The 13,743-nt window shown below is 62.6% G+C and carries 14 protein-coding genes; 7 read left to right on the plus strand and 7 right to left on the minus strand.

Going from position 1 to position 13,743, the window contains the following annotated elements; all coding sequences use genetic code 11:
• Positions 1-26: 26 nt before the first annotated feature.
• Together ACIQ2A_RS16785 and rpiA are read right to left on the minus strand one after the other, a co-directional pair.
• The gene (locus ACIQ2A_RS16785; RefSeq protein ID WP_398481218.1) at positions 27-563 is read right to left on the minus strand and encodes a DUF2059 domain-containing protein; all 537 of its coding nucleotides are present in this window, start codon (positions 561-563) and stop codon (positions 27-29) included.
• A 24-nt stretch (positions 564-587) separates the two neighbouring features.
• Positions 588-1,286 carry a ribose-5-phosphate isomerase RpiA gene (gene rpiA / locus ACIQ2A_RS16790; protein WP_398481220.1) on the minus strand — a complete coding sequence of 233 codons (699 nt, stop codon included), beginning with the start codon at positions 1,284-1,286 and terminating at the stop codon, positions 588-590.
• Positions 1,287-1,463: 177 nt separating this feature from the next.
• Between rpiA and ACIQ2A_RS16795 the strand changes: the two genes are divergently transcribed.
• From ACIQ2A_RS16795 to ACIQ2A_RS16815, 5 genes are all read left to right on the plus strand, one after another.
• Positions 1,464-2,147 carry an HAD family hydrolase gene (locus ACIQ2A_RS16795; RefSeq protein ID WP_398481222.1) on the plus strand — a complete coding sequence of 228 codons (684 nt, stop codon included), beginning with the start codon at positions 1,464-1,466 and terminating at the stop codon, positions 2,145-2,147.
• A gap of 151 nt (positions 2,148-2,298) precedes the next feature.
• A complete protein-coding gene (locus ACIQ2A_RS16800) occupies positions 2,299-2,739 on the plus strand; it encodes a hypothetical protein (protein WP_398481224.1) in 441 nt (146 codons plus the stop codon).
• A gap of 161 nt (positions 2,740-2,900) precedes the next feature.
• Positions 2,901-3,932: a GTP 3',8-cyclase MoaA gene (gene moaA / locus ACIQ2A_RS16805; RefSeq protein ID WP_398481226.1), complete on the plus strand. Its 1,032-nt coding sequence runs from the start codon at positions 2,901-2,903 to the stop codon at positions 3,930-3,932.
• Positions 3,933-4,149: 217 nt separating this feature from the next.
• A complete protein-coding gene (locus ACIQ2A_RS16810) occupies positions 4,150-4,659 on the plus strand; it encodes a TRAP transporter small permease subunit (protein WP_398481245.1) in 510 nt (169 codons plus the stop codon).
• Positions 4,660-4,720: 61 nt separating this feature from the next.
• Entirely contained in the window at positions 4,721-6,130 is a 1,410-nt protein-coding gene (locus ACIQ2A_RS16815) for a TRAP transporter large permease subunit (RefSeq protein ID WP_398481228.1), read from the plus strand.
• A 13-nt stretch (positions 6,131-6,143) separates the two neighbouring features.
• Here the strand turns inward: ACIQ2A_RS16815 and ACIQ2A_RS16820 are convergent, their stop codons facing one another.
• The 5 genes from ACIQ2A_RS16820 to ACIQ2A_RS16840 form a co-directional block, all read right to left on the minus strand.
• Positions 6,144-6,887, minus strand: a complete 744-nt coding sequence (locus ACIQ2A_RS16820; protein WP_398481231.1) for a 2-keto-4-pentenoate hydratase — start codon at positions 6,885-6,887, stop codon at positions 6,144-6,146.
• Positions 6,888-7,096: 209 nt separating this feature from the next.
• A complete protein-coding gene (locus ACIQ2A_RS16825; RefSeq protein ID WP_398481233.1) occupies positions 7,097-8,191 on the minus strand; it encodes a TRAP transporter substrate-binding protein in 1,095 nt (364 codons plus the stop codon).
• Positions 8,192-8,474: 283 nt separating this feature from the next.
• Complete coding sequence (locus ACIQ2A_RS16830; protein ID WP_398481235.1) at positions 8,475-9,566, minus strand: TRAP transporter substrate-binding protein; 1,092 nt, start codon at positions 9,564-9,566, stop codon at positions 8,475-8,477.
• Positions 9,567-9,774: 208 nt separating this feature from the next.
• Positions 9,775-10,923, minus strand: a complete 1,149-nt coding sequence (gene apbC / locus ACIQ2A_RS16835; RefSeq protein ID WP_398481237.1) for an iron-sulfur cluster carrier protein ApbC — start codon at positions 10,921-10,923, stop codon at positions 9,775-9,777.
• A 102-nt stretch (positions 10,924-11,025) separates the two neighbouring features.
• Positions 11,026-11,394 carry a hypothetical protein gene (locus ACIQ2A_RS16840; protein ID WP_398481239.1) on the minus strand — a complete coding sequence of 123 codons (369 nt, stop codon included), beginning with the start codon at positions 11,392-11,394 and terminating at the stop codon, positions 11,026-11,028.
• Positions 11,395-11,623: 229 nt separating this feature from the next.
• On the opposite strand from ACIQ2A_RS16840, the gene ACIQ2A_RS16845 reads away from it, so the two are divergent.
• Positions 11,624-12,493: an NAD(P)-dependent oxidoreductase gene (locus ACIQ2A_RS16845; RefSeq protein ID WP_398481241.1), complete on the plus strand. Its 870-nt coding sequence runs from the start codon at positions 11,624-11,626 to the stop codon at positions 12,491-12,493.
• A gap of 184 nt (positions 12,494-12,677) precedes the next feature.
• The coding region (locus ACIQ2A_RS16850; RefSeq protein WP_398481243.1) for a sensor histidine kinase at positions 12,678-13,743 on the plus strand (1,066 nt) is incomplete at its 3' end.

The following is a 13,743-nucleotide window of genomic DNA, read 5'->3' on the forward strand; positions in this document are numbered from 1 at the left end:
CGCTTCGCTCGCAATGACGGATAGGCTTAGATTTCCTTGCCGCGCTTGCGCATTTCGGCGCGGAACTGGCCGTTCACCTGCTCGGCAAATTGCTGCGCCCACTGCTGCATATAGTTCACGCTGGCGGAAATCGACTGCGGCTCCATCTGCAACAGCTTCTGGCCGAGCGGCGACTTGTAGAATGCCGCGAGATCCTTTAGTTCGGCTTCGGTGAAATCGCTGGCATAGATCTTCGCCATCTGCTCGCCGATCTCCTTGTCGCGGCCGGCATTGGCCTGCGCGACGACGACGGCGACCTCGCCGAGATCCTTCTGATAGTTCAGATTGCTCTGCAGCAGCGAGTCCTTGACGCGCTGGACCATGTTCGGAATGGCGTTCGCATACATGGCGCTCGCATTCTTCATCTGCAGGATTTCCTTGGCGTAGCCGATGGCAGCCGGCGATGCCGGCTTGATCGGGCGCTCGGCAGCGGGCGCGCCCTGCTGGGCGGAGGCCGGCAAGGTCACGGCCACAGCGCCGACCACGAGGCTGGCGGACAACAGCAGTTTCGAGAGAATCTTCATGGCAGTCTCCTTGAGATCGCAGCCTTAGGGCCGCTCAACAACGCGAATTCCATCCGAGCCGGCGAGCACGATGGTGCGCGCCAGGCCGATAAACAGTCCATGTTCGACAACGCCCGGAATGCCGGCGAGCAGACCCGCAAGGCGCGGCGCGTCGGTGATGGTTCCGAGCTTGGCATCCAGGATCCAGTGGCTGCCATCGGTGACGAAAGCATGGCCGTCCTTGCCCTGGCGGATCGTCATCTCGCCGCTTAGCCCGCGTTGCGCGAAGACGCTCTCGATGGCGCGGCGGGTGGCGCCAAGGCCGAACGGGATGACTTCGATGGGCAGCGGGAAACGGCCGAGCTTCGGCACCCACTTTGTCTCGTCGGCGATGACGATCATGCGGTCGGACGCCGCCGCGACGATCTTTTCACGCAGCAATGCGCCGCCGCCACCCTTGATGAGGTTGAGATCGGGATCGGCCTCGTCGGCGCCGTCAACGGTGAGGTCGAGATGATCGATGGCATCGAGCGTGGTCAGTGGCACGCCACAGGCTTCGGCCTGGATGCGGGTCGCTTCCGAAGTCGGGACGCCGATGACCTTCAGGCCTGCTTTCACGCGCTCGCCGAGCAGATCGACGAAATGCTTGGCGGTCGAGCCGGTGCCGAGGCCGAGCTTCATGCCGTCCTGAACCTGCTCCAGCGCCTTGGCGGCAGCCTGTCGTTTCAGCTCGTCCATATTCATCGCAGCGGCGGTCCTTGTTGGGCATCGTCCCGCAAGCGGGAGGCGCGGCATATCTAGCGACGTTTGGGGGTGAGGAACAGGGTGCAAGGCGTGCATTCCCGGGGGATGCCGGTCTGCATCCCCAGCAGGCGATCCAGCCCCTTGCAGGATCGGCCCCGGACCGCTAGCGATCGGCCCATGACCACAGCCCCCCTCGTCGTTTTCGACCGCGACGGCACCCTCGTCGATACCGCCCCTGACCTGATCAGCGCCCTCAACCATGTGCTGGCCCGCGAAGGCCTGGCCCCCGTGCCGCTGGCCTCGGCGCGCAAAATGATCGGCCAAGGCGCGCGAAAACTGATCGAGCGCGGGCTCGAGGCCGAAGGCCGCGAGATGACACCGGATGAAGTGACCCGCCTGACCGCGGATTTCATCGACTTCTATGCCGAACACATCGCCGATGAGTCGCGCCCGTTCGACGGGCTGATCGAGGCACTGGATACGCTGGAAGCAAAGGGATACCGTTTCGCGGTCTGTACCAACAAGCTCGAATGGCTGTCGAAGCTGCTGCTGGAGAAACTCGGCCTCACCGCCCGATTCGCCGCCATCTGCGGCGCCGACACATTTGGCGTCTCGAAGCCCGATCCGGTGATCCTGCAACAGACCGTCGCACAGGCAGGCGGCACCATGTCGGCAGTGGTCATGGTCGGCGATGCCGGTCCGGATGTGGGCGTTGCCCGTCGCGCCAATGTACCGGTGATCGGCGTCACTTTTGGCTATACGGACACCCCGATCGCCGAGTTAAAGCCTGACGTGGTGATCGAGCACTTCCGCGATCTACCCGCCACGGTTGCGCGCCTGATTCCAGCCAAGTGTGCATAGCCTGCTCAGGCTGTTACGCTTTTCTGGTTTCTCCACGAACGGATTAACCATTTATTTACTATCACGCGTCGGCTGGTTGCGTCATTAGACCCACGCTCTTATTGTCGGCGTCTGGGGACTGCGGCAAGCCGCGAAAGTAACGGATACAACTATGCGTCGAGTACTCCTATTGACGGCAGCAGGCCTGAGCCTCGCTGGCTGCTCCTCCTTCTCCATGGATGCCTTCAAGTCGGCACCGGAGCCGGTTACCGTTCAATTCGAATCGACGCCCCCCGGCGCCGAAGCGAAGACGTCGGTCGGTCCTGCCTGTACGACCCCGTGCTCGCTGCCGATCGTGACCGAAGGCGATTTCAGCGTGACCTTCACGCTGCCCAAGTTCCAGCCCGCCACCGTGCCGGTGACCGTCACCCGCGTTCCGGCCGAATTCGCTTCGCCTGCGCGCACGGTTGTCGATCCGAGCCCGGTTGCCGTCGAGCTGCAGCCGGCAGTGTCGCCGCGCAAGGCCCGCAAGGCTGCCAAGAAGCGCGCTGCTGCTCCGGCAGCCGAACAGGCCGCGCCTGCCGCAAGCACGCCCTTCCCGAATCCGCGCTAAGTCCGGGCATCGGCGGATAGCGAAACGCAATCCGCCGATAAGCTCTCGGAATGATCTCATTCGCTACACGTTGCCGTATCGCAATTGTGCCCTGCGCATTGCATGATTACATTGTGACGAGCGGCCCACGCGCCGCCAGTTGCATGCAGCAAGGCGTTTGAATGTCGGTATCCGAACTCATCCCCGCCCAGTCCTCCTCCGCCATGACCGATCCATTCGGTCGGCGGATCAGCTATCTGCGCGTCTCGGTGACGGATCGCTGCGATCTCCGCTGCTTCTATTGCATGTCGGAAGACATGACCTTCCTGCCGAAAGCCGATCTGCTGACGCTGGAAGAGCTCGACCGCCTGTGCTCGGCGTTCATCGCCAAGGGCGTGACGAAGCTGCGCCTCACCGGCGGCGAGCCGCTGGTACGCCGTAACGTGATGGGGCTGGTGCGCTCGCTGTCGCGGCACCTCAAGACCGGCGCGCTACAGGAGCTGACGCTCACCACCAACGGATCCCTGCTCTCGAAATATGCCGATGAGCTCGCCGATTGCGGCGTGAAGCGCATCAATGTGTCGCTCGACACGCTGGATGCCACCAAATTCAAGACCATCACGCGCTGGGGCGATCTTGCCAAGGTGATGGCGGGCATCGACGCTGCACAGGCCGCAGGCCTTGCCGTGAAGATCAATGCGGTGGCGTTGAAAAACCTCAACGAGGACGAGATCCCGGCACTGATGGAATGGGCGCATGGCCGCGACATGGCGCTGACGCTGATCGAGGTGATGCCGATGGGCGATATCGGCGAAGGCCGCATCGACCAGTATCTGCCGCTGTCGCTGCTGCGCTCGCGCCTTGCCAACAATTACACGCTCACCGACCTGCCCGACGACACAGGCGGCCCCGCCCGCTACGTGCGTGTCGCCGAGACCGGCGGCAAGCTCGGCTTCATCACGCCGATGACGCATAATTTCTGCGAGAGCTGCAACCGCGTCCGCATCACATGCACCGGCACGATTCATACGTGCCTGGGGCACGAGGATGCGTCCGACCTGCGCAAGCCGCTGCGCGCCTCCGCCGACAACCAGCTGCTGAACGCGACCATCGACCGTGCCATCGGTCTGAAGCCGAAAGGCCACGATTTCATTATCGATCGCCGCCACAACCGGCCGAGCGTCAGCCGGCATATGAGCGTGACCGGCGGCTGACCCTCCTACTGCCTTACCCTTCCACAGACCCCCCGACCAATGGCCTGTTTTGAACCGTCAATTTCTGATTGACGATTGCATGACGCGCTGAAATGGTGCCGCAAATTTTGATCGCCCAGCGGAAAAAGCTCCGCTTTCTCAGTGAGAAAGACGTGATCCGCGAGAGGTCGGGCGAGTTTCGGGGGAAACCGTGGACGTACTTAAATTCACGAATGCCATCGATCGGCTGAGCGATGCCTTCGGCTTCGTCGCCAAATGGCTGGTGCTGTTCGCCTGCCTGATCAGCGCCGGCAACGCGACCATCCGCTATCTCTTCCATTACTCGTCGAATGGCTGGCTCGAAATCCAGTGGTACATGTTCGCGGGCATCGTGTTCTTCGGTGCCTCGCAGACATTGCGCCTCAATGAACATGTGCGCGTCGATCTGCTCTACTCAGCCGTCTCCGACCGCGTGCGGCTGTGGATCGATATCATCGGCATCTGCGTCTTCCTGCTGCCGGCGATGATCTATCTCACCTACATGACCACGCCGTTCTTCCTGAATTCATGGAATTCGCAGGAATATTCCAGCAATGCCGGCGGCCTGATCCTGTGGCCGGTGAAACTCGTGCTGCCGGTCGGCTTCGGCCTGCTGGTGCTGCAGGGCGTCGCCGAACTGATCAAGCGCATCGCGGCACTGGCCGGCATCGTCAAGATCGACACCCATTACGAAGCGCCGCTGCAATAGCGGCGTTTGCTTTTTCAGCTCTTCGCGTTTCGACCCGATAATCGATAGTCAGGTATACCCGATGTTCTCCTACGGCGTGTTTCCTCCGCTGATGTTCGGCACCATGATCTGTTTCATGGTGTTCGGCTTCCCGGTCGCCTTCTCGCTCGCCGCTGTCGGCCTGTTCTTCGGCATTCTCGGTATTTTCTCCGGGCATTTCGATCCATCATTCCTGCAGGCACTGCCGTTCCGTTTCTACGGCACGATCTCGAATGACCTGCTGCTGTCGATCCCGTTCTTCACCTTCATGGGCGCCATCCTCGAGCGCTGCGGCCTCGCTGAAGATCTGCTCGAAGGCACCGGCCAGCTGTTCGGCAAGATTCCCGGCGGCCTCGCTTACGCCGTGATCCTGGTCGGCGCCGTGCTCGGCGCCATCACCGGCACTGTCGCGGCATCGGTGATCGCCATGGGCGTGATCTCGCTGCCGATCATGATGCGCTATGGCTATGACATGAAGCTCGCCACCGGCGTCATCGCGGCATCCGGCACCATCACGCAGCTGATCCCGCCTTCGCTGGTGCTGATCGTGCTGGCCGACCAGCTCGGCCGCTCCGTCGGCGACATGTATCTCGGCGCCATCGGCCCCTCGATTCTGCAGGTCGTGATCTTCCTGCTGTTCATCGTCGTGATGTCGATCCTGCGTCCGACCTCGATGCCGCCGATTCCGGAACATGCGCGCGAGCCGATGGGCTGGAAGCTGATCAGCCGCGTGCTGTGGGGCATGATCCCGTCGCTGGTGCTGATCTTCCTCGTGCTCGGCACCATCGGTCTCGGCCTCGCAACCCCCACTGAAGCTGGCGCCATGGGCGCTGTCGGCGCCATCGTGCTGGCCGCGATCCACCGCCGCCTCACCTGGCCGCTGGTCGAACAGGCGATGACCTCGACCATGCGCCTCACCTCGATGGTGGTGTTCATCCTGATCGGCTCGACCTGCTTCAGCCTTGTCTTCCAGGGCATGGACGGCTCGCACTGGATCGAACATCTGCTCACGGGCCTGCCCGGCGGCGCCGTCGGCTTCCTGGTGTTCGTGAACATCTTCGTGTTCTTCCTGGCGTTCTTCCTCGACTTCTTCGAGATCGCCTTCATCATCATCCCGCTGCTGGCGCCGGTGGCGGCCAAGCTCGGCATCGATCTCGTCTGGTTCGGCGTGCTGCTCTGCGTCAACATGCAGACCTCGTTCATGCATCCGCCGTTCGGCTTCGCGCTGTTCTATCTGCGCGGCATCGCGCCGCCGGAAGTGAAGAGCCGCGACATCTATCTCGGCGCCATCCCTTGGGTCGGTATGCAGATCCTGCTGGTGATCATCGTGATCATGTGGCCGGGCCTCGTGACCTACTGGATCGACAACACGGTGATCGATACGAGCAACGTGAAGATCGAGATCCCGCAGATCGAAATGCCGGCGATGCCGGATTTCGGGCAACCGAAGTAGCCGAGCGATTGGGCTAGCCGTCGAACACCACTTCGGCCTCGCCCAATCCTTCAAAGCGAACGACGCAGCGATCGCCGGGCTGCAGGAATGGCAGCCCGGTCCAGCTTCCCGTCGTCACGATGTGACCCGCTTTCACCCCACCCGGCATCATGTTGGCCAGCGCGACCGCGCCGGCAATCGGGTCGTTCGTTGGATGGCCGCCCTCGCGATCAATCTGCACCTCACCATTGACGATGAAGGTCATGCGGAGTCTGGCCAGATCGAGATGCGACCAGTCAGCCGTCTCCGGTCCGATCACCAGGCCCGCATTGATCCCACAATCGGCGAGTTGTTCGAGCTTCGGCCGGCTGAGTGGCTCGCGAAAGCGGCTTGAGACAATCTCGATGACCGGCAGCACCGTTACGGCGCTGGCGATCTCCTCGCACGTGTAAGGCGCGCTGCGCGCCGGTAGGTCGCGGGTGAACCTGAAGGCGGTTTCGCCCTCGACGCCGAGATGGGGCGCTTCGGCGACGGCCATATGTGCCGGGCTCGCGCGCACCATGCGCGCCTCGATCAGACCGCGGGTCGGCTCGGCATCGGGTGGTGCGCCTGCCTTGAATGCACCGACGGGTTCGCCGACCAGCACCGCCACGCGATCCTGGATCTCATGACCCTCTGCCACGGAGGATGGCGTCACCGGAAGCCGGTCGATCTGCGTCCCACTGCGGCGGGCGTCAGCAAGCAACACAGCGGCGGCTTCAATCTCGGCTTCGGTCATGGTGGTCGGTCCCGTGAATCAGGTTGAGACCGACCCTAGCTGTTTTCATCCGCGGGCAACACGCGTTGCACACTCCGCCCCTCATGGTGAGGAGGCGCCTGTTAGGTGCCGTCTCGAACCATGGCTGCAGGCTCCGAGCATGTCGCCATCCTTCGAGACGCGGCGCAAGAGCGCCGCTCCTCAGGATGAGGGGCGGGAGTTGCCGCCTATCACCCCCGCGGGCGTGAGCGGATCATGTAGTTGTCGTAGGAAAATTCCGCGACCTGCCACCACGCATATTGATCGGCACGGAACGCGACCATGTGGTCGTACAGCTTCTTGAAATTCGCATTCTTGGCGGCGATCTCGCTATAGAGATCGTTCGCCGCCTTGAGCGACGCATCCAGGATCGCGGGCGAGAACGCACGCAACTGGGTCCCGCTTGCGACCAGTCGCTTGATCGCCGGCGGATTATACGCATCGTAGCGCGCCTGCATCGCCTCGTTGGCCATCGACGATGCCGTCTTGATCAGCGACTTGTAGGCCGGGGGCAGTTGCTCCCATTTCGCGATATTGACCATGTGATGGATGGTCGGCCCGCCATCCCAGAAACCGGGGTAATAATAGTATTTCGCGACCTTCTGGAATCCGAGCTTCTCGTCGTCATAGGGGCCGACGAATTCCGCGGCATCCACCGTGCCCTTCTCCAGCGATGCATAGATGTCGCCGGCACCGACTTGCTGCGGCACGACGCCGATCTTCGCGAGGACATTGCCGGCGATGCCGCCGATGCGCATCTTGAGGCCGTTGAGATCGGCGACCTCCTTGATCTCCTTGCGAAACCAGCCACCCATCTGACATCCGGTATTGCCAGCCGCAAACGCGATCAGATTGTAGTTTTTCAGGAACTCATTGAAGAGTTCACCACCGCCACCGGATTGCAGCCACGCCGTTTGCATGCGGCTGTTCAGGCCGAACGGCATCGACGTGCCGATCGCAAAAGTCGGATCCTTGCCGACATAGTAGTAGCCGGCAGTCTGCGCCATCTCGACGGTGCCGTTGGATGCCGCGTCGAGTGCCTGCAGGGCCGGCACGATTTCACCTGCTGCAAAGACCTGAATCTGAAACTTGTTGTCGGTCGCTTCGGCAACGGCCTTGGCGAACAGGTCCGTGGCGCCATAGATCGTATCAAGCGACTTCGGAAAGCTCGATGTCAGCCGCCATTTGATTTCCGGCATCGACTGCGCAATGGCGGGTGACGCGACGGCTGCGGTTGCGCCAGCGGCACCAAGCCCTGCCATGCGGATGAATTCACGACGCTTCATGTGTTTCTCCCTCACCTGCTCGCCCCTCTGCCGGAGGCATGACTCGATGATGAAGCAATCGCGCGAGAAGCCAAGAAAATTCACGACACCACACACGTCTCCCTCATCCTGAGGAACATGCCGAAGGCATGTGTCTCGAAGGATGGCCGCACGCGCCGGTGCCTCACAGCTCATGGTTCGAGACGGCGCTACGCGCCTCCTCACCATGAGGGACGGCAGAGGTCAGCAAAAAGCCCGGCCTCCTCGCGGAGACCGGGCTTCCTGATGAGGCGATCCGTTCAGATCAGCCGCGCGTGCGCGAGCGGATCATGAAGCTGTCGAAGGTATATTCGGCGACCTGCCACCACAGATATTCGTCGGAACGATAGGCCTGCATCGCATCGATCGACTTCTTGAAGTCGGGATTCTTCGACGAGATGTCGGCCCAGAGCTCGTTGGTCGCCTTGAGGCAGGCATCGAGCACTTCGTTGGTGAACGGACGCAGCTGCGTGCCCGATGCCACGAGCTGCTTCAGCGCCTGCGGGTTCTGCATGTCGTAGCGTGCCGCCATCCAGGTGTTGGCATTCGCACAGGCATTCGCAAGGATCGCCTGATAGTTCTTCGGCAGCGCATTGAACTTGTCGAGATTGGTGAAGGCATGCACCGTCGGGCCGCCTTCCCAGAAACCTGGATAGTAATAGTACTTGGCGACCTTCTGGAAGCCGAGCTTCTGGTCGTCATAGGGACCGACCCACTCGGCCGCATCGATGGTGCCTTTTTCCAGCGACGGATAGATGTCGCCGCCTGCGAGCTGCTGCGGCACCACGCCGACCTTCTGCAGCACCTGGCCGGCAATGCCGCCGATGCGCATCTTCAGGCCGTTCAGATCGGCAACGGTCTTGATCTCCTTGCGGAACCAGCCGCCCATCTGCGTGCCGGTGTTGCCGCAGGGATGACCGATAACGCCGAACTTCTTGTAGAACTCGTTGCCGAGCTGCTCACCGCCGCCCTGATACCACCAGGAATTCTGCTGGCGCGCATTGAGGCCGAACGGCACCGACGCGTAGATCGCGAAGGTCGGATCCTTGCCGACATAGTAGTAGGACACCGTGTGGCACATTTCGACGGTGCCATTCGAGGTGGCGTCGAGCACCTGCAGGCCCGGCACCAGTTCGCCGGCCGCGAACACCTGGATCTGGAATTTGCCGTCGGTCATTTCCGACACCTGCTTCGCCATCATCTCGGCGCCGCCATAGATGGTGTCGAGCGACTTCGGGAAGGACGACGCGAGGCGCCACTTAATTTCCGGCGTGGACTGCGCGATGGCCGGTGCCGCAACAGCGGCGGTCGCTGCAGCGCCTGCTGCCGAGACCTTCAAAAACTCACGACGCTTCATTCAAGCTCTCCTTTTAAAGCGTTTCCCCAGAAATCCTTTGGGCCTTTTGGCGGCCCTGTCGCATCGCGATTCAGCCGCCAAAACCCTTGGTTCGGCGCTGATGTAACACGGTTATGAAGCGGCGGAAAATGAGACGAGTGTCGTAGTTCGCCCGATTGGACGAAAGTACTATGCGGCATTCTGCGCCCGCTTCGCAGGCGCAGCGCAATCAGGCCAGCACGGCCTTCAGGCTGTCCCGGACCTGCTGGCCGATGTTTCGATAGATCGCCGCATGAGGCCCATCGGGCTCGCTGACCACCACCGGCGTGCCGGCATCGGACATCGCGCGAATGGACATGTGCAGCGGCACCTCGCCGAGGAACGGCACACCGAGCCGCTCGGCCTCGTGGCGCGCACCGCCATGGCCAAAGATGTCCGAACGGGTGCCGCATTCCGGGCACTGGAAATAGCTCATATTCTCGATGATGCCGAGTACGGGGACATTGACCTTGGTGAACATCGCGAGGCCGCGGCGGGCATCGATCAGCGCCAGGTCCTGCGGCGTCGAGACGATGACGGCGCCCTTCAGCGGCACGTTCTGCGCCAGCGTGAGCTGGGCATCGCCGGTGCCGGGCGGCATATCGACGACGAGGACGTCGAGCTGTCCCCAGGCGACATCGCGCAGCATCTGGGTGATGGCCGACATCACCATCGGCCCGCGCCAGATCATGGCGGTCTCTTCCTCAACAAGGAAGCCGATCGACATGATCGACAGACCGAAGCGCTCGATCGGGATCATCTTCTTGTTGTCGTCGAGGGTCGGCTTTTCGTTGATGCCGGTCAGGCGCGGCACCGACGGTCCGTAGATGTCGGCATCGAGCAGCCCGACCTTGAGTCCGAGAGCGCGCAGGCCCAGCGCCACATTCAGCGACGTCGTGGATTTGCCGACGCCACCCTTGCCCGACGCGACGGCGATCACCGCTTTCACGCCGGGAATCTCGGCCTGCTTGCCCATCGCCGACGGCGCGCCGGGCGGCTGATGCGGCCGATGGGCCGAGACCGGCTGCACGCCATGCGAATGGCCGCCAGGACCGTGGCGATGCGGTGCCGGCGCCGATGGCGCCGAGCCCGGCTTGCGCTCCGCCGTCAGCGCCACCATCGCGCCAGTGACGCCGGGAATGGCGCGCACGGCGGCTTCCGCCTGCGCACGCACGCTTTCCCAGGCCCGCGCCTCGGCGGCATCCACGTTGATGGAGAACATCACCCGACCGTCCGTGACGGCGATTTCGGACAACACATTGGCATGCGCCAGCGGCACGCCACGCGGCGACGCCACTTTGGCCAGGCCATCGAGAACCTGTTGTTTCGAAACGCTCAAATGCTCTCTCCCGGTCGGCGCAAGTCAGACCGCAGAGATAGTCGCATTCGGGCGGGTGTCCATGACGAATTTGAGAAAATGCAGATCGGTGCGCTGCACCGCTCAGCGTCCGGCCAGGGGATCAGCCGGTGGATCGTCCAGGTTTCGGCCGCCATCGCCCACGCGATGCAGGATCGCGAGAATTTCGGATTGAGTCGTCAGAACCTTGTTCTCGAGCAGGATGATGTCGCTTTTCACATCGTGAATGTCGCGCCTGAGGGAGCGAATATCGTCGCGCAAATTCGAGAACCCCTCACTCGTATCGCGCTCGATCCGCCCGAAGCCCTCGCTCACATCACGCTCGATCCGCCCGAACCGCTCACCATGTTGCTGTTGGGTGTCGAGCGCCAGATCGAGCTTGCGATTCATTGCACGCAACTGTGCCATCATAAAGATGGTGATATTGCCCTGATCGCTGTCGGTCTCGCTCATGCGGTACAGCTTTCGTTCAATGCAAGTAGCGAATGATAGACGAAACGACGACAATCGCAAAGGTGGTCACGCACCATTTTCGCAATCAAGGGACGGCCTGGTGGCCCTTGCCCCGCCTTATCCAGTGACTATGCTGCGCCCGCTTCGCGTTCCCGTCGCCCGCACGGGATACTCACCTCCCAACAGTCGATAGCCGGCGCGTAAGCCGGCAGCACATAAGGGTTCGGATATGGCCAAAGTTGCTTTCATCGGTCTCGGCGTCATGGGCTTCCCCATGGCCGGTCATCTCGCCACCAAAGGCGGCCACGAGGTCACCGTCTACAATCGCAATGCAGCCAAGTCGAAAGCATGGGCGGAGAAGTTCGGCGGCAAGTCGGCGCCGACCCCGAAGGCTGCTGCCGAGGGCCAGGATTTCGTGATGGCCTGCGTCGGCAATGACGACGACCTCCGTTCGGTCACCACCGGTGCCGACGGCGCCTTCAGCGGCATGGGCAAGGGCAAGATCTTCGTCGATCACACCACCGCCTCCGCCGAAGTTGCCCGCGAGCTCGATGCAGCCGCCACCAAGGCCGGCTTCCACTTCATCGACGCCCCCGTCTCCGGCGGCCAGGCCGGTGCCGAGAACGGCGCGCTGACCGTGATGTGCGGTGGCGAGGCCTCGGTCTATGCCAAGGTCGATCCGATCATCGCCGCCTATGCCAAGATGCAGAAGCTGCTCGGCCCGGCCGGTTCCGGCCAGCTAACCAAGATGGTCAACCAGATCTGCATCGCGGGCCTCGTCGAGGCGCTGTCGGAAGGCATCCACTTCGCCAAAAAAGCTGGGCTCGACGTGAACTCGGTGGTCGAGGTGATCTCCAAGGGCGCCGCCCAATCGTGGCAGATGGAGAACCGCCACAAGACCATGAATGAGGGCAAGTTCGACTTCGGCTTTGCCGTCGAGTGGATGCGCAAGGACCTGTCGATCTGCCTCGCGGAAGCCCGCCGCAACGGCGCCAGCCTGCCCGTCACGGCGCTGGTCGATAACTTCTACGCAGAAGTGGAAAAGATCGGAGGCAAGCGCTGGGACACGTCCAGCCTGCTCGCTCGTTTCGAGAAGTAAGCACTTCACAATACAAACGAATCCGCGGCCGGGCGAAGCGCAACGCGCGTCCCCGGCCGCTCTCGTTTTCACAGTAAATTAACCGGATTGGCGCGTTCTTTAAGGCGCCCTTTAAGGATTGTGCGGCACAGATAATGATCTGTGAAAACCGCCCGCAGTTGCGTGCAGGATTTGTGTAAGCGTGATGAGTGAGCCCGCCGCCAGGCCCGAGGTCGTCCAGCTTCCGGCTGAAGAGCCAGTCGCTGCGCCGCGCAACCGGCGGGCGGCCCAGCAGCGTGTGCGCGAGGCCCGCGACCGCCTGACCTCGACCTCCGGCACCCGCCCCGCTTTCGACCGCGAGCTGCTCCGCCAATACGCCCAGACCCGCCTCTCCGCCTCGCTGGTGGTCACGCTGCTGGTGGTCGGCACCGGCATCGTGTTCGGCGTCTGGCTGCAGCCGCTGCCCGCCGCCGCCTGGGCCTGCGGCATGCTGTGCATCCATGCCGTCATCCTGCGCGCCTGCAACCGCTATCTCGCCGAACCGCCGGGCCCGAACACCACGCGACAATGGCGGACGCGCTTCATGGCGCTCGATCTGCTCTACGGCCTCGCATGGACCACCATCCTGGTGCATCCCACCGGCGCCGACGTCGTCTCCAATTCGCTGATGATGTTCCTGATGCTGCTGGTGGTGGCCGTCTCCAGCATGCTCGCATCGAGCCTGCCCATCGCTGCCATCGCCGCCACGGCCCCGGTGACCTTCGGCGTCGCCATGAGCTTCATCGTGCGCGGCAATTTCGACAATTACGTCCTCGCGGCACTCGCCGTCGCGGCCGAGGGCTATTTCATCCTGCTCGCCCAGCGCCTGCATTCGACGACGCTTGCCGCCCTCGAAGCGCGCGCCGAGAAAGACGCCCTGATCGGCGAGCTCGAACAGGCCAAGGCGATCTCGGACGAAGCGCGCCACCGCGCCGAAGCTGCGAACGTCGCCAAGTCCCGCTTCCTGGCCCAGATGAGCCATGAACTCCGCACGCCGCTGAATGCCATTCTCGGCTTCTCGGAAGTGATGAAGAGCGAGATTTTCGGCGCGCATGCGGTCGCGGTCTACAAAGACTATTCCGGTGACATCCATAACTCGGGCGTGCACCTGCTCAATCTCATCAACGAGATTCTCGATCTCTCGCGCATCGAGGCCGGCCGCTACGAGCTCAACGAAGAAGCCGTCTCGCTCGAACACGTCGTCGCCGATTGCCATCACCTCCTGAAGCTGC

This window comes from Tardiphaga sp., assembly GCF_044336785.1.
In the GTDB taxonomy this organism is placed as follows: domain Bacteria; phylum Pseudomonadota; class Alphaproteobacteria; order Rhizobiales; family Xanthobacteraceae; genus Tardiphaga.

Coding starts and splice junctions, on each gene's coding strand:
- ACIQ2A_RS16795 (WP_398481222.1), top strand. CDS start 1,464: ATGACCACAGCCCCCCTCGTCGTTTTCGACCGCGACGGCACCCTCGTC.
- ACIQ2A_RS16830 (WP_398481235.1), bottom strand. CDS start 9,566: ATGAAGCGTCGTGAGTTTTTGAAGGTCTCGGCAGCAGGCGCTGCAGCG.
- ACIQ2A_RS16845 (WP_398481241.1), top strand. CDS start 11,624: ATGGCCAAAGTTGCTTTCATCGGTCTCGGCGTCATGGGCTTCCCCATG.
- rpiA (WP_398481220.1), bottom strand. CDS start 1,286: ATGAATATGGACGAGCTGAAACGACAGGCTGCCGCCAAGGCGCTGGAG.
- moaA (WP_398481226.1), top strand. CDS start 2,901: ATGTCGGTATCCGAACTCATCCCCGCCCAGTCCTCCTCCGCCATGACC.
- ACIQ2A_RS16825 (WP_398481233.1), bottom strand. CDS start 8,191: ATGAAGCGTCGTGAATTCATCCGCATGGCAGGGCTTGGTGCCGCTGGC.
- ACIQ2A_RS16800 (WP_398481224.1), top strand. CDS start 2,299: ATGCGTCGAGTACTCCTATTGACGGCAGCAGGCCTGAGCCTCGCTGGC.
- ACIQ2A_RS16785 (WP_398481218.1), bottom strand. CDS start 563: ATGAAGATTCTCTCGAAACTGCTGTTGTCCGCCAGCCTCGTGGTCGGC.
- ACIQ2A_RS16815 (WP_398481228.1), top strand. CDS start 4,721: ATGTTCTCCTACGGCGTGTTTCCTCCGCTGATGTTCGGCACCATGATC.
- ACIQ2A_RS16840 (WP_398481239.1), bottom strand. CDS start 11,394: ATGAGCGAGACCGACAGCGATCAGGGCAATATCACCATCTTTATGATG.
- ACIQ2A_RS16820 (WP_398481231.1), bottom strand. CDS start 6,887: ATGACCGAAGCCGAGATTGAAGCCGCCGCTGTGTTGCTTGCTGACGCC.